The sequence below is a fragment of the Streptomyces sp. NPDC006332 genome, from assembly GCF_040612855.1.
In the GTDB taxonomy this organism is placed as follows: Bacteria; Actinomycetota; Actinomycetes; order Streptomycetales; family Streptomycetaceae; genus Streptomyces.
In genome coordinates this window covers 1-19,619 of the sequence record NZ_JBEXRA010000095.1, presented here as the reverse complement: position 1 = coordinate 19,619, position 19,619 = coordinate 1, and the positions used below count along the sequence as shown (strand labels likewise).

The window sequence follows — 19,619 nt, the reverse complement described above, 5'->3', positions numbered from 1 at the left end:
GGGCGGGTGGCGCCAGGCCCCGTCCACAGGCCCGCACCGCGTTCCGCGAGTGCCGCGTCTCATCCTCTGCCCTTCGCAGTCCGTCGTCGTCTTCCACCGCGCCCCGCGCTTACCCCCGAATGCACACGGTATGCGGGCGAGCTGTGCAGGCCTTTCGACGGAACACCACACTTGTGACACGGTGGTTGGTGCCCACCCGGCCCGGCATCGGGCCACCGAGCCCCGACGAGAGGGGGCAAGAAGAAGATGGGTACCGACATCTCACTGTGCCACGACGGCACTTCTGCCCTGGTGACGGTCGACACCGACATCGACCACCAGTCCCGGCCGCAGCTCGAATCCGCGGCCGACGACCTGCCGAACACGGTCCGCGACCTCACCCTGGACCTGGGTCACGTGGTCTTCGTGGACAGCGCGGTCCTGTACGTGATCCGCGACATGCAGCGAGTCGTCGACCGTAACGGCGGACGGCTGCGCGTGGCCGGCCTCACCGGCCAGCCCCGCAGGCTCCTGCGGCACGCCGCGGACCTGTGGCCCGAGGCCCGCTGGGACACCTACCTGCGGGCCTCCTGAGCCTGTGGTCACCCCTTCCGGTCAGAACCGTCAGCCGACCCGGATGCCGACGAGACAGGTGTCGTCGTCGGTGTCCGACCGGCTGTAGGTGAGCAGTCGGTCCAACTGCTGGTCGAGTGTCCTGGGGACCGTACGAGCGGTGGTCAGCAGATGCCGCAGCGACTCCTCCACGGAACGGTCCCGGCGCTCGATCAGGCCGTCGGTGTACATCAACAGGGTGTCCCCGGCCTCCAGTTGGACCTCGGTCTCCTCGTAGACCGCCTCCGGGACGGCACCGAGCAGCATGCCCTTGACGAGCGGCAGAGGCGAGGCGTGAGCCGCCCGCACCAGCACCGGCGGGAGATGGCCCGCCCGCGCCCAGCGCAGGGTGTGCCGGGAGGGGTCGTACAGCCCGCACACCGCCGTGGCGGTGACGGCGCCGGTGAGATGGTGCGCCACGATGTTCAGCCAGGACAGCAGCTGCCCCGGCCCGGCACCGGTGACGGCCAGTCCGCGCAGCGCGTTGCGCAGCACGACCATGCTGGTGGCCGCCCCTATCCCGTGCCCCGCCACGTCACCGACGCACAACAGCACCATGCCCGACGGCAGCACCACGGCGTCGTACCAGTCGCCGCCCACCAACTGCTCGGTCTCGGCGGGCCGGTACCGGACCGCCACCTGGAGATCGGGCACCTGCAACGGAGCCTGGGTGGGCGGCATGATGGCGTGCTGCAACTGCAGGGTCAACCGGTTGCGTTCGGTGGCCTGTTGCTCGCTGTGCGCGAGCTGGTCGCGGGTGGCCGCGAGCGCGACCTCCGTCCAGTGCTGCGACGAGATGTCCTGGTAGGCCCCGCGGACGGCGAACAGCCTGCCGTCCGTGTCCAGCACCGGTTCCGCGACCACCCGGATGTGCCGGGTCACCCCGTCGGGCCGCTGCAGCCTGAACGCCGTCGACGCCGGCCGCTGTCCGTGCAGCAGCGTCCGCAGGAACCTGCGGATGGCGCCGGTGTCGTCCGGGTGGGCATGGGCCGGAAGCTCCTCCAGCGGCACCGGGGCGCTCGACGAGGAGAGGCCGTACAGGTCGAAGAGCTGACCGTTCCAGGTGATCTCACCGGTCAGCAGGATCTCCTCGAAGCCCCCGATCCGGCCGAGGCGTTGGGCGTGCTGCAGCAGGCTCGCCAGCCGGGCCGTCTCGTCCTCGATGCGCCACAGCAGCAGGACGGCGCTGCCGTGCCGGCTGACGCTGATGTCGGCGACCGCCGAGAGCGGGACCTGGTCGACGAGTGCGGTGAGGTTCATCCGGCGCGCGCGGAAGGGCTCACCCGTCGCGTACACCCGCTCCACCCGCTGGAAGAGCTCGCTCTCCGCGGCGGCCATCGGGTAGGCCTCCAGCAACAGCGCGCCGCTCACGACGGCACGCGGCCGGCCCGCCGGATCCAGGAACCGACTGTTCACATGCTGGATACGGAAGTCCACCAGGTGGCCGGAGCCGTCGAGGTGCGGCACCAGGACCAGGGCGGGATCGTGCAGTCCGTCGGCCAGGTCCATCAACTCCGCGGCGTCCGGCAGCACCCGGGGCTCCGGCGCGGAGCCGTGGACCCCGGTGTACGTCTCCAGCGTGTGCGCGCACAACTCGGCGAGCGCCTCCACCTGACGCACTATCCGCTGCGGCTGTGGCGCCAGCGGCGTGGGCCAGGCGATCTCCAGGACGCCGTGCACCCGCCCACCGGTCCCGGCGGGCAACGCGACCCGGCCACCGTCCGGATGGTGGTGCCGGCCGATGCTGGGCAGACCGGTCTGTGCGAGGGAGGTGACCCAGTGCCCCGAGCGTTCGGTGAGGCCGCGCCGCGCCACCGTCGCCACGTCCGGCGGCACATAGCGCCAGCGCGCCGCCTCGGCCGGGGAGAAACCGGCGCTTCCCGCCAGGGTGAGGGAGCCGTCGGGGCCCGCCGCCCAGATGGCCACGGCCACCGCGCCTAAAGGCTGCAAGGCTTGCTGCAGCAGGGAGTCCGCGACCGCCTGGGTGTCGTCCGCGGCCAGCGCGCCGCTCTCGGCGGCCCGCAGCCGTACGGCGGGCGAGTCGCCCTCCGGTTCGGCGTCCGCGGTGGCCGAGGTGGCGGCCAGGAAGGCGTCCGTCACCTCCGACATCCGGTCCCGGGCGGACTGGTTGATGACCTCGACCGCGAACTCCAGCGGCGTCACCTTCGCCTGCTCGGCCAGCTCCACGAGCTGACGGGCCGCCTGCGCGGGACCGCACTGCAGACGTTCGACCAGGATGCCCTTGGCGAGCTCGATCAGAGCCCGCCCCTCCGCCTCGGCCTGAGCCACCCGCACCTCGCTGCGCAGCCGCTCGACGGTCGCGGCCAGCCTGCCCGCGGGGGAGGCCGTGGGGGCGGTGCCCCCGGTGTCGGTGGGCAGGCCCTCCAGAAGAGGCGGGGGAGGGGCGGCCGATCCGGGAACGGACTCCGTGTCGCCGTACTCGTACGTTTGCTCGGAACTCGGTGGCCTCATGCGGACAACCACCGACGGACACAGGCGATCAGATCCCGGGTGTCGACCGGCTTGGTGACGTAGTCGCTCGCGCCCGAGGCGAGGGACTTCTCCCGGTCGCCGGGCATCGCCTTCGCGGTGACGGCGATGATCGGCAGCCCGATGTACTGCGGCATCCTGCGGATCTCGGCCGTCGCGGTGTACCCGTCCATCTCCGGCATCATCACGTCCATCAGCACGAGCGCGATGTCCGGGTTGTTCACCAGGGCCTCGATGCCCTTGCGGCCGTTGTCCGCGTGCAGGACGCGGAAGCCGTGCAGTTCGAGGATCCCGCTGAGCGCGAACAGGTTGCGCGCGTCGTCGTCGACGACGAGCACCGTACGGCCGGCGAACGAGTCGTCGACCGCGTGGGGCGTCAACTGCTGTGGTTCCTCCGGACGCACCAGGGACAGCACGTCCCCGGGTTCCTCGGCCGACAGGTGCAGCGCGATGCGCTCGCGCAACTCGTCCAGGCTGGACAGGAACTCCAGCGCCCCGCCCGCCGCGCGGGACAGCAGCGTCTCCTCCATGGCCAGGTCGGCACGGTGACCGCTGTGCACCAGCACCGGGACACTCGCCAGGGCGGAGTCCCCCTGGAGTGCCTCCAGGAACCGGGAGGCCTCACCGTCCGGCATGCCCAGTTCGAGGACGACGCAGTGGCACGGCTCGTCCGCCAGCGCCCCCGCGGCCTCCTGCGCCCCCACGGCGGTGATGATGTCGACCGCGGCCCCCGGCCCGTTCCCGCCCCGGTCCTGCGCCACGTCCGCGACCACGCTTTCGGCGACGAGGGTCAGCAGTCCGCGAGAACGCTCCTCCACCACGAGCAGCCGGCGTCGGCGTTCCCCGGTCCCGGCCGGGAGACCGGCCGCCTGACGACCTCTCAGGTAGTCGGGGTCCAGCGCGGTGTCCGGCGCCTTCTCCAGCGGCGGGCCACTGCTCACCAGCTCCTCGAAGTCGGGACGCGCCACCGGGAGGAACAGGGTGAAGGTGCTGCCCTGGCCGGGCGTGCTGTCCACGGTGACCGCGCCACCGAGCAGATGGGCGATCTCCCGGGTGATCGACAGACCGAGCCCGGTGCCTCCGTACTTCCGGCTGGTGGTGCCGTCCGCCTGCTGGAACGCACCGAAGATCGTCTCCAGCTGCTGCTCCGGAATACCGATCCCGGTGTCCTTCACCCGGAAGGCCACCAGGGTGCCGCCCCGCAGTACGCCCTGGGGCACCTCGTCGTCGGCGGCGGGCTCCACGCGCAACTCCACACTGCCCTGTTCGGTGAACTTGACCGCGTTCGACAGCAGGTTGCGCAGTACCTGACGCAACCGCGACTCGTCGGTCAGCAGGTCCGCGGGCGAGCCGGGGGCCGTGGTCACCGTGAAGTCGAGGCTCTTCTGCGTCGTCATCGGCCGGAAGGTGGCCTCGACGTAGTCGATGAGCTGGCGCAGCGAGACGACCTCCGGCGCCACGTCCATCTTTCCGGCCTCGACCTTCGACAGATCGAGGATGTCGTTGATCAGCTGGAGCAGGTCCGAGCCCGCCGAGTGGATGATGCCCGCGTACTCGACCTGCTTCGGCGTGAGGTTGCGCGAGGGGTTCTGGGCCAGCAACTGGGCCAGGATCAGGAGACTGTTGAGTGGGGTGCGCAGCTCGTGGCTCATGTTGGCCAGGAACTCCGACTTGTACTTCGAGGCCAGCGACAACTGCTGTGCACGGGCCTCCAGTTCCTGCCGGGCCTGCTCGATCTGCAGGTTCTTGGCCTCGATGTCCCGGTTCTGCGCCACCAGCAACGAGGCCTTCTCCTCCAACTCCGCGTTGGAGTGCTGCAGCTCCTCCTGCTGTTCCTGCAACTCCGCGGATCGGGCCTGGAGTTCAGCGGTCAGACGTTGCGACTCGCCGAGGAGTTCGTCGGTGCGGGCGTTGGCGACGATCGTGTTCAGGTTGACGCCGATGGTCTCCATCAGCTGTTCCAGGAAGTCCTGGTGGATCTGGGTGAACGCGGTGACCGAGGCCAGTTCGATCACGCCGAGGACCTGGCCCTCCACCACGATGGGAAGCAGGACGAGCGCCGTCGGCACCACCTGGCCCAGCCCGGAGGAGATGGTGACGTAGTCGGGCGGCAGTTCGTCCACCGTGATCGTGCGGCGGCTGCGCGCGGCCTGGCCGACCAGGGTGCGGCCGAAGGCGATCCGGGTGGGCCTGCTGTCGTCGTCGGGATAGCCGTAGGAGCCGACGAGCCTCAACTCGGGGCCGTCGTCGTTCTCCTCGGCGAGGTAGAAGGCGCCGTACTGTGCCGACACCAGCGGCACCAGCTCGTCCATGATCAGTTCGGCCACCACGGGCAGGTCACGGTGGCCCTGCATCAGGCTGGAGATCCGGGCGAGGTTGGTCTTGAGCCAGTCCTGCTCCTGGTTGGCCCGAGTGGTCTCGCGCAGGGAGCCGACCATGGAGTTGATGTTGTCCTTGAGTTCGGCGACCTCGCCGGACGCCTCCACCCTGATCGAGCGCGTCAGGTCGCCCTCGGCGACCGCGCTCGCCACCTCGGCGATCGCGCGGACCTGCCGGGTCAGGTTGCCGGCGAGTTCGTTCACGTTCTCCGTGAGGCGCTTCCAGGTGCCCGAGACGCCCTCCACCTCGGCCTGGCCGCCGAGGCGGCCCTCCGTGCCCACTTCGCGGGCGACGCGGGTGACCTCGTCGGCGAAGGCCGAGAGCTGGTCGACCATCGTGTTGATGGTCGTCTTGAGTTCGAGGATCTCGCCGCGGGCGTCCACGTCGATCTTCTTCGACAGGTCGCCCTTGGCCACCGCGGTCGTCACCAGCGCGATGTTGCGCACCTGACCGGTGAGGTTGTTCGCCATCGAGTTGACGTTGTCGGTCAGGTCCTTCCACGTCCCGGCCACGTTCGGTACGTGCGCCTGTCCGCCGAGCCGTCCCTCGGTGCCGACCTCGCGGGCCACCCGGGTGACCTCGTCGGCGAACGCGGACAGGGTGTCGACCATGGTGTTGATGACGTCCGCCAGGGCCGCGACCTCGCCCTTGGCCTCGACCGTGATCTTCTGCGACAGATCGCCGCGGGCCACGGCGGTCGCCACCTGGGCGATCGAACGGACCTGGCCGGTCAGGTTCGACGCCATCACGTTGACGTTGTCCGTGAGGTCCTTCCAGGTGCCCGAGACCCCCCGGACCTGCGCCTGGCCGCCGAGGTTTCCGGCGGTGCCGACCTCACGGGCGACGCGGGTGACCTCGTCGGCGAAGGCGGAGAGCTGGTCGACCATCGTGTTGAGGGTGTTCTTGAGTTCGAGGATCTCGCCGCGGGCGTCGACGGTGATCTTCTGGGAGAGGTCGCCCTTCGCGACCGCGGTCGCCACCTGGGCGATCTTGCGGACCTGCGAGGTGAGGTTGCCCGCCATGAAGTTCACCGAGTCGGTGAGGTCCCGCCAGGTGCCCTTGACGCCCTTGACGTCCGCCTGTCCACCGAGGCGTCCTTCGGTGCCGACCTCGCGGGCGACGCGGGTGACCTCGTCGGCGAAGGCGGAGAGCTGGTCGACCATCGTGTTGATGGTGTTCTTGAGTTCGAGGATCTCGCCGCGGGCGTCGACGGTGATCTTCTGGGAGAGGTCGCCCTGGGCGACGGCCGTCGTCACCTGGGCGATGTTGCGGACCTGACCGGTCAGATTGCCCGCCATCCCGTTCACCGAGTCGGTGAGGTCCCGCCAGACGCCGGCGACCCCCGGCACCTGCGCCTGTCCGCCGAGCTGTCCTTCGCTGCCGACCTCGCGGGCGACGCGGGTGACCTCGTCGGCGAAGGCGGACAGCTGGTCGACCATCGTGTTGACGGTCTCCTTCAGCTGGAGGATCTCGCCCCGTGCGGGGACGTCGATCTTCTGGGACAGGTCGCCCTTCGCCACCGCCGTCGCCACCTGGGCGATGTCGCGGACCTGCGTCGTCAGGTTGCCCGCCATGGCGTTGACGGAGTCCGTGAGATCGGCCCAGGTGCCTGAGACTCCTGGTACTTCCGCCTGTCCTCCGAGCGTTCCCTCGGTGCCCACCTCGCGGGCCACCCGGGTCACCTCGGAGGTGAACACGGACAGCTGGTCGACCATGCCGTTGAACACGGTGGCGATGTCGCCCATGAGGCCGTGGCCGTCGTCCGGCAGGCGGGTACCGAAGTCCCCGTCGCGGACCGCCGTCAGCCCCGCCAGGAGCTGCCGCAGCTCGTGATCTCCCGGGACCGCATCAACGACCTCGGTGGTGTTGCTGGTCATGCGCACCCTCGTTCCGCTCCCCAAGAGTCCCCGCGACCGGGGACTCGGAACCAAGTCGGGCCGTCGGGCGGCCCTCCGCAAGTCATACATGCATTTGCGCAGTTCACGGAACCGCACGGATGAGAAAGACGAAGCAGGCTAACCCAGGTGCCGAGCGGTGGACAAAGCCTCGTCCCCTTATGTCCTCACGGTGGGGAAAGTCGTCCGGGACGTGCATGCCCGGATTCGTAAGGGGTACTGGAACCGATTTCCTGCTCGGCCGGAGGCGGTGTTCGGCCGTTGTGGCGCGAAGCGCAGAATGCGACCGCGGCTGGAGGGTAATTGCTGCTGTGGAGCGGGCGGGCGCGCCGTCCGCGCACGGGCCCGGGCCGGTCATGGATCGGGGAGGAAGGAGCGATGTGGTCATCGACGGAATCTGGTCGTACTCACCGGACAGCGGTTATGCGGAGGGTCAGGAGCTCACGGGTTACACCGTGACCGCGACCGACGGCACGATCGGTCACGTGGACCGACAGGCGGACCACTTCGGGATGCGGCACCTGGTCGTGGACACCGGGGTGTGGGTCTTCGGCCGCAGCCTCCTGGTCCCGGTCGGCGTCGTGACGGGCGTGGACACCGAGAGCCGGAGGATATCCCTGTCCTGCACGCGGGGCGAGGTGAAGGCGGCACCCCGGTTCCAGACGGACAGCGAGACCATGGACGCCGCTTATCTGGCGAGCGTCGGCGACTACTACCATCGGCTGCCGCCGCGCGAGACGACCAGGACCTGACCGGGACGGCCGAGGGCGCCAGAGACAGCGCACACCGGCATCGAGCGGAAGAAGCCGCCGAGGGTTTTGAGCGAGGGCGCGCGCGAGCGTGCCCTCGCTCGGAGCACCCGCGGACCGTCGTCGCACCATGTCGGGGGCCGCAAGGCTTCGACCGGCACAACGGGCCGCACGCCCTTCGGGCCCACTGGAGGAACGGCGGGGCTCGGCGGCTGAGGCGGGCGACGAGAACGGGAAAGGCTGACCGAGGTGACAGGAACGGCAGGGGTCCCCGACCAGGCCGACGAGGCCGACGAGGCCGAGAGCGTGACTCAGGCGCCCGGGGGCAGTGACGCAGCGGTGAGGGCGGCGGATGGCACCCCGCCCGAGTCCCGGGCGGCGCCGAGGGTGAAGAGCGCAGCGGCCGCACGCGCCTACGCGCGGTCGGTGGTGCGCGAGCAGTGGGGCACGCACTCCCGCACCGTGCGGGAGGAAGACGACATCGACCTGCAGCTGGTCGTGTCGGAACTGGTCACGAACGCCATCCGGCACGGTGACGGACTGGCCGGGTTCGACGTCACGCCCACCACCGAAGGGGTCTGGCTGGCCGTCCACGACCACAGTGCCGCGGTGCCCGACGTCGCCTACGGGACGGGCGCCCTGCCCGTCGGGCACCACGGCAACGGCTATGGCTGGCCCCTGATCATTCGTCTCGCCCGTGAGATCGGCGTCCACCGGCGCCCCGAGGGCGGCAAGACGATCAGCGTGTTCGTGCCGTTGCGTGCGATGCCCGGCTGAGCGCTGAGGCGCCTCTCACCAGGGGAGGAAGACGTGGATCTCCTTGCCGCGCTCACCGGTGACGACGCTGACCTGGTCGCACAGTGTGTGGATCAGGTGCCATCCGATACCGCCCCCACCCTTGCTGGGGTGGAAGGGGCGGGGTGCCGGCGGTGTCGTGTTCGTGTCCTGCATGACCACGTGCACACCGTCGAACGTCCGGCGCATGGACAGCTCGAAAGGACCTGGCGCGTACTGGACCGCGTTGGCGGCCAGCTCCGTGACCACAAGGAGAATGTCGTCCCAGTACTCCGGCGTGGCCGGCGGCGCGGTACGCGCCAGATCGGAGAGGAATTTCTCCGCTTCCAGGCGTGCGCCCGTCACGTTGCGCAGCTCGCCCGAAAAGCGGCTGCTGCGGCTCGGGATCTCCTTGGAAGTCAGTGTGTCGTCCCTATGCGGCTCGCTTGCCATCTCGCCTTCCCGGCCCGTCGACTGCAGGGCTGTAGTCCTTCCCCTTGCGCCCCCACCGTTTGCTAGTTCCCAGGGCGACCGAGGCTACGCGCGCCGACACGATCAGACTGGCGAACCGTGCGCAGCCGACGGGCCTGTTGCCGCGGAATCGGGGCAGAGGGACGCGGAAAGACCTCGTAGGACACGACGAACGGAGGGTGACCCGTGCTCGCCATAGCAGCGGCAGTTCTGTTCTTCATCGCGTTCCTGATCAACGCGGCCGAGATCTCGACCAACGACGCCTTCACGTCGACGAACGTCATGCTCCTCGGCCTCACCGTGCTGGCCCTGCACCTCGCCGGCGTGGGCACCTCCTGGGCGGCACGCGGCCGCGGGCGCTGAAAAGCGGAACCAGGAATTTCGGAATCATTGCTGTGCTGGTTTCCCCAGGCAGGAAATCACGCTCCTGCGCTTCAAGGCAACTCGCCGGTGTGCAAGGCCTGTTGAAGGGAACTCGGGCAGTAATCCACACACCGGAAACACCGGACAACGGGAGAAAGTGATGACGAGTTACGGCAGTTCCTCTGCCGCGTCCTCCGGGTCGCGTACCAATGGTCTGGCTATCGCGAGCCTCATCTGCGGCATAATCGGGCTGATCTTCTTCAACGTGGTTCTCGGCCCGGTGGCGATCGTGCTGGGCGCCGTGGGACTGCGTCAGGCACCGGCCAAGGGCGGGGCGGGGATGGCCAAGGCCGGCATCGTCCTCGGCATCATCGACCTGATCCTCTTCGCGGTCCTCTTCGCGGTGGCCGCGTCGAACGGTGGCTTCACCTGGTACGTCGGCGGCTGACCCCAGCCCCCGTCCCGTGCCCAAAGGGCGCATGCCGCGGTACCGGCATGCGCCCTTCGTCAGGTCCGGCCTGATCCGAACGAAAGACCCTGGGCCGCCCGCGCCCACCGCTCGGCGGGCCCGCCTTCAGCGGAACACGTTGTCCGCGTCGTCCCAGGCGGACGTCTCGTCCGGCACCCGGGCGCGTCCGCCCCACGAGCGCGCCTGGTACATCGCGTCGATCTCGAAGGCGTACGTCCGCACGATGAGGTCCCGGCGCAGCTTCATCGATGGCGTCAGTAACCCGCTGGCCACGTCGAACGGCTCCGGCAGCACCCGGAAGACCCGGATGGACTCCGGCCGTGACACCGCGCTGTTGGCCGCCGCCACCGCCCGTGTGATCTCCTCCCGCAGCGCGTTCTCCTCCCGTGCCTCCCGGCTCGGCGTGTCGCTCTGCAGGGTCAGGGCCGCCCGCCAGTGCGCGAGGAAGTCCGGGTCCAGCGTGATCAGCGCCCCCACGCAGGGCCGGTTGTCGCCCACCACGACCGCCTGGTGGATCAGCGGGTGCATCCGCAGCCGGTGCTCCAGTGCCGTCGGGGCGACGCTCTTGCCGCTGCTGGTGATGATGACGTCCTTCTTGCGGCCGGTGATCGTGAGGTAACCCTCGGGATCCAGCCGCCCGATGTCCCCGGTGGCCAGCCAGCCACCGTGCGACGCGGGGCGGGACGCGGCCGCGTCGCCCACGTAGCCCTGGAACATCGACGGCCCGCGCACCAGGATCTCCCCGTCCTCCGCGACCCGGATGTCGGTCCCCGGCAGGGCCTGGCCGACCGTCCCGGACTTCTCCCGGCCCAGCGGCTGCATCGTGATCCCGCCGCTGGTCTCGGTGAGGCCGTAGCCGTCGTGGACGTAGATGCCGATGCCCTCGTAGAACAGCGAGAGCTCCCGGTTCAGGGGAGAGCCGCCCGAGGTGGCACGCCGGGCCCGGCCGCCGAGCGCGCCGCGCAGCCCGCGGTACACCGTCCGCTCGTACAGGGCGTGCTGGAGCCGGAGGTCGAAGCCGGGGCCCGGCCCCTCGCCGAGCCGCTGCCGCTCGCACGCCGCGGCGAAGTCCCGAGCCGTCTGCGCCGCCCGCTCGAACAGTGCGCCCCGGCCCGACTGCTGGGCCGTGCGCAGGAAGTTCTTGTAGATCTTCTCGAAGACCGAGGGCACGGCGTAGAAGTAGGTGGGACGGAACGACCGCAGCGCCCTCGCCAGCGCGTCCCCGCCCAGCTCGGGCTCGTGCCCCATCAGCAGGCCACCCCGTAGGCACAGGGTCTGGATCATGAGGCCGTACACATGGGAGAACGGCAGGAAGGCCAGCACGGACCCCTGTTGACCGGGTGGCGCGGTCGTCTGGCGCCAGCCCGCCAGCAGTGTGTCGCAGACGCTCGTCAGACCACGGTGGCTGAGCGCGCAGCCCAGCGGGCGGCCCGACGTGCCGGAGGTGTAGGCGACGACCGCGGTCGAGTCCGGCAGCACGATGCGCCGCAGCGACTCGACCGTGGCCAGCGGAATGAACTCGCCCCGCGCCGCCAGCTCCTCCAGCGCCCCCGCGTCCAGCTGCCAGACGTGCCGCAGCCGGGGCAGTGACGCGCACACCGATCCGACCGTCATCACCGTCTGCTCGTCCTCGACGAGTACGGCGACGCAGGCCGCGTCCCGCAGGATCCACTCGACCTGGTCGCGCGAGGAGGTCGGATAGATCGGCACGACCTCGGCGCCCACGGCCCACAACGCGTAGCAGACGACCGTCCACTCGTACCGGGTACGCGCCATGATCGCGACCCGGTGCCCCGGCGAGATCCCGGACGCGATCAGCCCCTTGGCCAGCTCGACGACCTCGTCCCGCAGCTCCACGGCGGTCACCTCGTCCCAGCCGGGGGAGGCGGCGTCGGGCCGGCGCGCCAGCATGGGCCGGGTCGGTTCGACGGCCGCCGTGTCGAAGACGCTGTCGGCGAGCCCGCCGGGCGCGGGTGGGGCGGTGGGGGGCGGGGGAGTGACGTCGCGCATGCTGATCCTGACGTGTACGGGGTGTGACTCCGCCGACGAGTACGGTCATCTGCGGTGCTCGAATGTAGCCGAGGTGACCGCGCGGGGTGCCGGGATTGAACAACTGGACCGACGCCGGTGGTCCGGGCCGGTTCGGGAACCCGGACGGCATGAGTCACACGAACCCCGATCCCGAACCCGAGCGCACCACAGGTCTGGAACCGGGCGGCGGCGTCCCGCCGGGGGAGACTCCTCCGGCGGAGAGCAGCCTGCCCGGGGCGGGCCCGCGGGAGACGCACAATCCCACCAAGGGCTGGGGGAAGGCGCCCCTGGCCGTCATCCTGGTCCTGGCCGTCGTCGTCGCCGCCTTCTTCCTGGCGTACGCCCTCGTACTGCTGCTGTAGAACATCCAGCGGGGCGGGGGCTCACGCCTGGGTCCGGCGTACGCATTCGGTCACCACGTCCCGCAGGTTCCCGGTCCGTTCCAGCAGTTCACGCTGCACCCGGTCGCCGGCGCCTCCGCGCAGCAGCTCGGCGCAGGTCTCGCGGGCCCGGTCCAGGTCCCCGCTTTCGGCGAGGGCCTCCTCGACGTGGTCCAGCAGGGCCCGGACCACGGTCTCCGCGGGCATCCGCCGCATGGTCGCGGGGTGCAGCAACTCCTCGTTGAGGCCGGAGCGCGCGGCACGCCAGGACGCCAGCCGCAACAGGCTCACACTGTGCCCGGCCGGGTCCACGCCCGCCCGCCACTCCCGTGCGGCGGTCTCGACGAGGCCGCGTGCGAGGGTGGCGATGAGGACCGCGGTGTCAGCCCGCAGACAGACGTCCGACACCCGGATCTCCACGGTCGGGTAGTTCCGGGAGAGCCGGGCGTCGAAGTAGATCATGCCCTCGTCGAGGATGACCCCCGTGGCCACCATCTCCGTGACCCTGCGGTGGTAGCGCTCCGCCGACCGGAAGGGCTCGGTCGGACCGGCCGACGGCCACCGCTGCCACACCCGGCTGCGATAGCTGCTGTAGAGCGTGTCCTGGCCCTGCCAGAAGGGGGAGTTGGCACTCAGCGCGGACAGCACCGACAGCCAGGGCTGGATCCGGTCGATGACCGCGACGCCCTCCTCGTCGGACTCCACGGAAACATGCACATGGCAGCCCAGCACCATCTGTTCCTGGGTGGCGATCCCGTACTGCTCCGCCATCCACTGGTACCTGCGGCCCGTGGCCACCGAGGGGCTGACCGGCAGCGGTGACGTGGCCAGCGCGGCGACGGCACAGCCGCTCTCGCCGGCGTGCCGGGCCGCCTCCTTGCGGCAGCGGCCGATCTCGGCACGCAGTTCCTCCATGCCCGACTGCGGATGTGTCGCGAACTCGACCATCTGGTTGTGCAGTTCCTTCTCGAAGACGGGCTGGTCGGCGCCGTCCTGCGCGGCACTGGCGAGGACCGCGGCGGACATCGCCTGCGGTTCGCCCGTCTCCGGGTCGACCAGGAGGAGCTCCTCCTCCACTCCTACGGTGCGCACGTGATGCACCCCTTCTCTGGTCTCTCGGTGGCGGCGGCGACCCGGCGCGGGCCGGCCGTACGACCCCGACTGCCCCTCCGGAGCCGTTCGAACACCTGCCGTCATCACCGGCGCCCTACCGGGGGCGCGGTGTCAGCCAGACCGTCGCGAGGGGCGGCAGGGTCAGCCGGACGACCCCGTCCTCGGCCTCGACGGGTTCGGGGTGGGTGACATCGCCGCCGCCGTACCGCCCTGCGTCGGTGTTGAGGACCTCGTACCAGACGTCCACGTGGTCCGGGACTTCCAGCCGGTAGTCGTGGCGCACCACGGGGGAGAAGTGGGAGACAGCCAGCAGGGGGGAGCCCTCGGCGTCGTACCGCAGGAAGGCGAAGACGTTGTCGTCGGCGGCGTCCCCCACCACCCACTGGAACCCGGCGGGATCGGTGTCGCGCTGCCACAGTGCCGGGGTGTGGCGGTAGACGGTGTTGAGGTCGCGGACCAGGTCACGGACGCCCCGGTGGTCGGCCTCGGCCCCGTACGCCGGGTCCAGCAGCCACCAGTCCGGACCGTGCGCCTCGGACCACTCCGCGCCCTGCGCGAACTCCTGCCCCATGAACAGGAGTTGCTTGCCGGGGTGGGCCCACATGAAGCCCAGGTAGGCGCGGTGGTTGGCGCGCTGCTGCCACCAGTCGCCCGGCATCTTCGACACCAGGGCCTGTTTGCCGTGGACGACCTCGTCGTGGGAGATCGGCAGGACGAAGTTCTCGCTGTAGGCGTACACCATCGAGAAGGTCATCTCGTTGTGGTGGTACTTGCGGTGCACCGGCTCCTTGCCGATGTACTGCAGCGAGTCGTGCATCCAGCCCATGTTCCACTTCAGCCCGAATCCCAGACCGCCGCTGTCGGTCGGCCGGGTCACCCCGCCCCAGGCCGTGGACTCCTCGGCGATCGTCACCACCCCGGGAGCCCGCCGGTAGACGGTCGCGTTCATCTCCTGGAGGAACGCCATGGCGTCCAGGTCCTCGCGGCCGCCGAACACATTGGGCGTCCACTGTCCCGAGTCGCGCGAGTAGTCGAGGTAGAGCATCGAGGCGACGGCGTCCACCCGCAGCCCGTCGACGTGGAACTCCTCGCACCAGTACACCGCGTTGGCGACCAGGAAGTTGCGCACCTCGACCCGGCTGAAGTCGAACTCGTAGGTCCCCCAGTCCGGATGCTCCGCCCGCCGGTCGTCTCCCGGCTCGTACAGCGGGTCCCCGTCGAACCGGGCCAGCGCCCAGTCGTCCTTGGGGAAGTGCGCCGGCACCCAGTCCATGATCACGCCGATTCCGGCCCGGTGCAGGGCGTCGACGAGGTATCTGAAGTCGTCAGGGGTGCCGAGCCGGGCGGTGGGCGCGTAGAAGCCGGTGACCTGGTAGCCCCAGGACCCGCCGAAGGGATGCTCGGCGACCGGCATCAGTTCCACATGGGTGAAGCCCAGGTCCTTCACGTACGCCGGCAGCTCCTCGGCGAGCTGACGGTACGTCAGATCAGGTCGCCAGGACGGCAGATGGACCTCGTACACCGAGAACGGCGCCTCGTGCACGGGGACGTCCCCACGCCGGGCCATCCACTCCCGGTCACCCCACTCGTACCGCGACGAGGTCACCACGGACGCCGTGTCGGGCGGTGTCTCGGTGCGGCGGGCCATCGGGTCGGCCTTCAGGAACCGGCCGCCGTACCGTGAGGTGATCTCGAACTTGTACCGCGCGCCGTCGCCGATGCCGGGCAGGAACAGTTCCCACACGCCGGACGCACCGAGGGACCGCATCGGGAACGCCTGCCCGTCCCAGAACGTGAACTCGCTCGCGACCCGCACCCCTCGCGCGTTCGGCGCCCACACCGTGAACCGGGTCCCCGCCACGCCCTCGTGGACCATCGGCTCGGCACCCAGGGCCTTCCACAGCTGCTCGTGCCGGCCCTCGCGGATGAGGTGGAGGTCCCTCTCACCGAGGGCGGGCAGGAAACGGTACGGGTCGTGCACCTCCCGCTCCTCGCCCCCGTACGCCACCCGCAGCGTGTACGCGGGGATCGCGTCGAGCGGCAGGACGCCGGAGAAGAGCCCCTCGCCCTCCGAGGCCAGCCTGCTGCGCTCGCCGTCGATCACCACGCTCACCGAACGGGCGAACGGGCGCAGCACGCGGAAGGCGATCCCACCCGGGGCGGGGTGGGCGCCCAGCAGGGCGTGCGGGTCGTGATGGGCACCCGACAGCAGACGTTCGCGCTCGGCGGGATCCAGGGGCGGTGCCGTACCGCACCGGGCGGGTCCGGACGGCTCGGGCAGCGTGGTGTCGTCGCGCAGGGCCACGGGTCAGTCTCCTCTCACGGCGAGGCGCTCGATCGCCGCCATGGGTATCGGGAGCCAGTTCGGGCGGTGCCTGGCTTCGTAAAGGACCTCGTAGACGGCTCGGTCGGTCTCGTAGGCACGCAGCAGCCCGTGTTTCTTGCGCGGGTCCCAGCCGGCCCGCGCGGCGTAGCCCCCGCAGAACGCCTCCCGGCAACGACGCGCCCACTCCGGACGCCATGGGCGCCGCTGACGGGCCGCGTAGTCGAAGGAGCGCAGCATCCCGGCGATGTCCCGCACCGGGGACTGGAGGCCGCGCCGCTCGGCGAGCGGGCGGGACGGCTCGCCCTCGAAGTCGATCACGAACCACTCGCGACCGGCCCGCAGCACCTGCCCGAGGTGCAGATCGCCGTGGATGCGCTGCGCGGGCGGCCCGGGATCGCAGGCGACCAGCGCCCCGAAGGCACCGCGCAGCCCGGGGACGAACGGCTTGAGGGCCGGAACGCAGTGCGCGGCGGCGTCCAGCCGCTCGGTCATCGCCGCCGCCGTCCGGCGGCTCTCGTCGTGCGCACCGGTCGCGAAGGCCGAGGCCAGCGCGAGGTGCACCTCCGCCGTGGCCTGCCCCAGCTGGTGCGCCCGCGCGGCGAAGTCGTCACCGGTGGCGAGCGCCCGCAGGGCCAGCGTCCAGCCGTCGGAGGCGTCCGGCAGATACGGCTGGAGCACACCCAGCGTCGCCTCCTGCGGATGCGTGGTCCGGAACCAGGCCACCGGGGCGGGAACCCGGCGGCAGCCCTGCCCGGCCAGCGCGCCCGGCACCTCCAGGTCGGGGTTGATCCCGGGCTGGACGCGCCGGAAGAGCTTCAGGATGAACTCGTCGCCGTACACCAGCGAGGAGTTGGACTGCTCGGCGTCCAGCAGCCGTGGCGGCAGCCCGCCCGGCACCGGCACGGACGGGTCGTTCTCGAAACAGAGCGGACCGGCCGATCCCGGGTGCCGCAGACGTTCCAGGAGCAGCTGCGCCGACCGGGGGTCCTGCAGGGCGTCGTAGACCGCCAGATCCGCGAACGGCCCCTGCTCCGCCCGGCCGATGAGCGCCCGGCCCAGGCGCGGCGAGTGGTGCTTGCGTATGCCGAGCAGCAGCTGGTAGCAGTCACCGTCGGGGGCACCGGCGGGTATCGGCGGCCCCGAGTGACCGGTGTGCACCAGCAGGTGCAGACAGCCCGGGAACAGTTCGGTCATCGACAGCAGACCGAGTTCCGTGACGGGCCGGTCCTTGCCCGCGAACCAGCGCTGCCGGGGCAGCCAGTCCCGCAGCAGGTCGCCGAGCGACAGCATCGGGTCGGCGACGACCGTGTGTCCGGGGCCGAGGAGTGCGGTCTTCGGCATGGTGTCGCGTCCTTTCGTCGGCACACGCTCACAGTCGTCGCCCGATGCGGGATGCCACTCGGGAGAGCCGGAACCAGTAGAAGCCGTGGCCGCCGAGAGTCAGCAGATACGGCAGTTCACCGATGGCCGGGAAACGGACCCCGCCGAACAGCTCGACGGGGTGCCGGCCGGCGAACTCCCGCAGGTCGAGCTCCGTCGGCTGCGCGAACCGCGCGAAGTTGTTCACACACAGGACCAGGTCGTCCCCGTTCTCATCGGTCGCGGGGGCCTCCCGCAGGAAGGCCAGCACCGCCGGATTGGAGGACTGGAGCTCGGTGTACGACCCGAGACCGAAGGCGGGGTTCTGCTTGCGGATCTCGATCATGCGGCGGGTCCAGTGCAGCAGCGAGGACGGCGAGGCCATGGACGCCTCGACGTTGGTGACCTGGTGGCCGTAGACCGGGTCCATGATGGTCGGCAGACAGAGTCGGCCGGGGTCGGCCGTGGAGAATCCGGCGTTGCGGTCCGGGGTCCACTGCATCGGGGTGCGTACGGCGTCCCGGTCGCCGAGCCAGATGTTGTCGCCCATGCCGATCTCGTCGCCGTAGTAGAGGATCGGCGAGCCCGGCAGCGACAGCAGCAGGGCCGTGAACAACTCGATGGTGTCGCGGTCGTTGTCGAGGAGGGGGGCCAGGCGCCGGCGGATACCGATGTTGGCGCGCATGCGGGGGTCCTTGGCGTATTCCGCCCACATGTAGTCGCGTTCCTCGTCGGTGACCATTTCGAGGGTGAGCTCGTCGTGGTTGCGCAGGAAGATGCCCCATTGGCAGTTCGAGGGGATCGCCGGGGTCTTCGCGAGGATTTCCGAGACGGGGTAGCGGGATTCCCGGCGGACCGCCATGAAGATGCGGGGCATGACCGGGAAGTGGAACGCCATGTGGCATTCGTCGCCGCCGGAGGCGTAGTCACCGAAGTAGTCGACGACGTCCTCCGGCCACTGGTTCGCCTCCGCCAGCAACACCGTGTCCGGATACATCGCGTCGATCTCGCTGCGCACCCGCCGCAGGAACTCATGCGTGGCGGGCAGGTTCTCGCAGTCGGTGCCCTCCTGCGCGTAGAGGTAGGGCACGGCGTCGAGGCGGAAGCCGTCGATGCCCAGGTCCAGCCAGAACCGCAGGGCGGCCAGGATCTCCTCCTGAACCGCCGGGTTCTCGTAGTTGAGGTCCGGCTGGTGGGAGAAGAAGCGGTGGAAGAAGTACTGCTGCCGGACGGGGTCGAAGGTCCAGTTGGAGGCCTCGGTGTCGACGAAGATGATCCGGGCGTCCTGGTACTGCTTGTCGTCGTCGGCCCACATGTAGTAGTCGCCGTAGGGGCCGTCGGGGTTGTCGCGGGACTCCTGGAACCACGGGTGCTGGTCGCTGGTGTGGTTCATGACGAAGTCGATGATCACGCGCATGCCGCGCTGGTGGGCGGCGTCGACGAACTCCACGAAGTCGGCGAGGTCACCGAACTCCGGCAGCACGGCGGTGTAGTCGGAGACGTCGTAACCGCCGTCCCTGAGGGGGGACTTGAAGAACGGCGGCAGCCAGAGGCAGTCGACCCCGAGCCACTGCAGATAGTCGAGCTTGGCCGTGAGGCCCCTGAGGTCGCCGACGCCGTCGCCGTTGCTGTCCTGGAAGGAGCGGACGAGGACCTCGTAGAAGACGGCGCGCTTGAACCACTCGGGGTCCCGGTCCTTGGCGGGAGTGTCCTCGAAGGTGTCCTGGACGGGCTCGTTGACAGTCATGATGCGGGGGACCCTCCGATCTGCGGCGAGGCGGCCGTTCGCTGGACGTGGAACACATGCGCGGGCGCCCGGCCGGGCTCCAGCCGCACATAGTTGCTCTCGCCCCAGCGGTAGGTCCCACCCGCCAGTTCGTCGTGCACGGACACGGACTCGTGCCGTTCCAGGCCGAGCCGCGCCATGTCCAACGAGACCGTGGCCTCCTGGGCGTGGTGCGGATCGAGATTGACCACCACCACGACCGTGTCCTGGCCCGTGCGCTTGCTGTAGGCGATCAGGGCGTCGTTGTCGGTGCGGTGGAAGTGGATGTTCCTGAGCCGGTGCAGCGCGGGGTGCCGGCGCCGGATGGTGTTGAGCCGGGTGATGAGGGGGGAGAGGCTGCGTCCCTCGTGTTCGGCTGTTTCCCAGTCGCGGGGTTTGAGCTGGTACTTCTCGGAGTCGAGGTATTCCTCGCTGCCCTCTTTGAGGGGGGTGTTCTCGCACAG

The 19,619-nt window shown here is 70.2% G+C and carries 15 protein-coding genes; 6 read left to right on the top strand and 9 right to left on the bottom strand.

The features are described 5' to 3' along the window. Positions 1-246: 246 nt before the first annotated feature. Complete coding sequence (locus ABZ027_RS41475; protein ID WP_356777981.1) at positions 247-573, top strand: STAS domain-containing protein; 327 nt, start codon at positions 247-249, stop codon at positions 571-573. 30 nt (positions 574-603) lie between these two features. Here the strand turns inward: ABZ027_RS41475 and ABZ027_RS41470 are convergent, their stop codons facing one another. After that, entirely contained in the window at positions 604-3,063 is a 2,460-nt protein-coding gene (locus tag ABZ027_RS41470) for a SpoIIE family protein phosphatase (RefSeq protein ID WP_356777979.1), read from the bottom strand. Further along, on the bottom strand, positions 3,060-7,337 hold the full coding sequence (locus tag ABZ027_RS41465; protein ID WP_356777977.1) for a HAMP domain-containing protein: 4,278 nt from the start codon (positions 7,335-7,337) through the stop codon (positions 3,060-3,062). Before ABZ027_RS41465 ends, ABZ027_RS41470 begins: the two co-directional genes overlap by 4 nt. Positions 7,338-7,735: 398 nt before the next feature. Between ABZ027_RS41465 and ABZ027_RS41460 the strand changes: the two genes are divergently transcribed. Together ABZ027_RS41460 and ABZ027_RS41455 are read left to right on the top strand one after the other, a co-directional pair. Beyond that, positions 7,736-8,107: a PRC-barrel domain containing protein gene (locus ABZ027_RS41460; RefSeq protein ID WP_356777975.1), complete on the top strand. Its 372-nt coding sequence runs from the start codon at positions 7,736-7,738 to the stop codon at positions 8,105-8,107. 246 nt (positions 8,108-8,353) lie between these two features. Beyond that, complete coding sequence (locus tag ABZ027_RS41455) at positions 8,354-8,881, top strand: ATP-binding protein (RefSeq protein ID WP_356777973.1); 528 nt, start codon at positions 8,354-8,356, stop codon at positions 8,879-8,881. A 15-nt stretch (positions 8,882-8,896) separates the two neighbouring features. Here ABZ027_RS41455 and ABZ027_RS41450 read toward each other — a convergent pair whose 3' ends face one another. After that, positions 8,897-9,331 (bottom strand): ATP-binding protein, encoded by a 435-nt coding sequence (locus ABZ027_RS41450; RefSeq protein ID WP_356777971.1) that lies wholly within the window; start codon positions 9,329-9,331, stop codon positions 8,897-8,899. 204 nt (positions 9,332-9,535) lie between these two features. Between ABZ027_RS41450 and ABZ027_RS41445 the strand changes: the two genes are divergently transcribed. Both ABZ027_RS41445 and ABZ027_RS41440 read left to right on the top strand, forming a co-directional pair. Then, positions 9,536-9,712 (top strand): hypothetical protein, encoded by a 177-nt coding sequence (locus ABZ027_RS41445; RefSeq protein WP_356777969.1) that lies wholly within the window; start codon positions 9,536-9,538, stop codon positions 9,710-9,712. A gap of 160 nt (positions 9,713-9,872) precedes the next feature. Further along, positions 9,873-10,160, top strand: a complete 288-nt coding sequence (locus tag ABZ027_RS41440) for a DUF4190 domain-containing protein (protein WP_356777967.1) — start codon at positions 9,873-9,875, stop codon at positions 10,158-10,160. Between the two features lie 126 nt (positions 10,161-10,286). Here the strand turns inward: ABZ027_RS41440 and ABZ027_RS41435 are convergent, their stop codons facing one another. Next, positions 10,287-12,191: an AMP-dependent synthetase/ligase gene (locus ABZ027_RS41435; protein ID WP_356777965.1), complete on the bottom strand. Its 1,905-nt coding sequence runs from the start codon at positions 12,189-12,191 to the stop codon at positions 10,287-10,289. A gap of 149 nt (positions 12,192-12,340) precedes the next feature. Between ABZ027_RS41435 and ABZ027_RS41430 the strand changes: the two genes are divergently transcribed. Beyond that, positions 12,341-12,574, top strand: a complete 234-nt coding sequence (locus ABZ027_RS41430) for a DUF6480 family protein (RefSeq protein ID WP_356777963.1) — start codon at positions 12,341-12,343, stop codon at positions 12,572-12,574. Positions 12,575-12,595: 21 nt separating this feature from the next. Here the strand turns inward: ABZ027_RS41430 and ABZ027_RS41425 are convergent, their stop codons facing one another. The 5 genes from ABZ027_RS41425 to ABZ027_RS41405 all read right to left on the bottom strand — a co-directional run. After that, positions 12,596-13,684: a glutamate--cysteine ligase gene (locus ABZ027_RS41425; protein ID WP_356777961.1), complete on the bottom strand. Its 1,089-nt coding sequence runs from the start codon at positions 13,682-13,684 to the stop codon at positions 12,596-12,598. Positions 13,685-13,799: 115 nt separating this feature from the next. Continuing rightward, a complete protein-coding gene (gene glgB, locus ABZ027_RS41420) occupies positions 13,800-16,010 on the bottom strand; it encodes a 1,4-alpha-glucan branching enzyme (RefSeq protein ID WP_356777959.1) in 2,211 nt (736 codons plus the stop codon). A gap of 3 nt (positions 16,011-16,013) precedes the next feature. Further along, on the bottom strand, positions 16,014-17,372 hold the full coding sequence (locus ABZ027_RS41415) for a maltokinase (RefSeq protein WP_356777957.1): 1,359 nt from the start codon (positions 17,370-17,372) through the stop codon (positions 16,014-16,016). A gap of 28 nt (positions 17,373-17,400) precedes the next feature. Further along, complete coding sequence (treS, locus tag ABZ027_RS41410; protein WP_356777956.1) at positions 17,401-19,137, bottom strand: maltose alpha-D-glucosyltransferase; 1,737 nt, start codon at positions 19,135-19,137, stop codon at positions 17,401-17,403. Continuing rightward, a partial coding sequence (locus ABZ027_RS41405; RefSeq protein ID WP_356777954.1) for a DUF3459 domain-containing protein occupies positions 19,134-19,619 on the bottom strand: 486 nt, incomplete at its 5' end. The genes ABZ027_RS41405 and treS, both read right to left, overlap by 4 nt.

Coding starts and splice junctions, on each gene's coding strand:
- ABZ027_RS41415 (WP_356777957.1), bottom strand. CDS start 17,372: ATGCCGAAGACCGCACTCCTCGGCCCCGGACACACGGTCGTCGCCGAC.
- ABZ027_RS41475 (WP_356777981.1), top strand. CDS start 247: ATGGGTACCGACATCTCACTGTGCCACGACGGCACTTCTGCCCTGGTG.
- ABZ027_RS41435 (WP_356777965.1), bottom strand. CDS start 12,191: ATGCGCGACGTCACTCCCCCGCCCCCCACCGCCCCACCCGCGCCCGGC.
- ABZ027_RS41440 (WP_356777967.1), top strand. CDS start 9,873: ATGACGAGTTACGGCAGTTCCTCTGCCGCGTCCTCCGGGTCGCGTACC.
- ABZ027_RS41450 (WP_356777971.1), bottom strand. CDS start 9,331: ATGGCAAGCGAGCCGCATAGGGACGACACACTGACTTCCAAGGAGATC.
- ABZ027_RS41470 (WP_356777979.1), bottom strand. CDS start 3,063: ATGAGGCCACCGAGTTCCGAGCAAACGTACGAGTACGGCGACACGGAG.
- ABZ027_RS41430 (WP_356777963.1), top strand. CDS start 12,341: ATGAGTCACACGAACCCCGATCCCGAACCCGAGCGCACCACAGGTCTG.
- treS (WP_356777956.1), bottom strand. CDS start 19,137: ATGACTGTCAACGAGCCCGTCCAGGACACCTTCGAGGACACTCCCGCC.
- ABZ027_RS41465 (WP_356777977.1), bottom strand. CDS start 7,337: ATGACCAGCAACACCACCGAGGTCGTTGATGCGGTCCCGGGAGATCAC.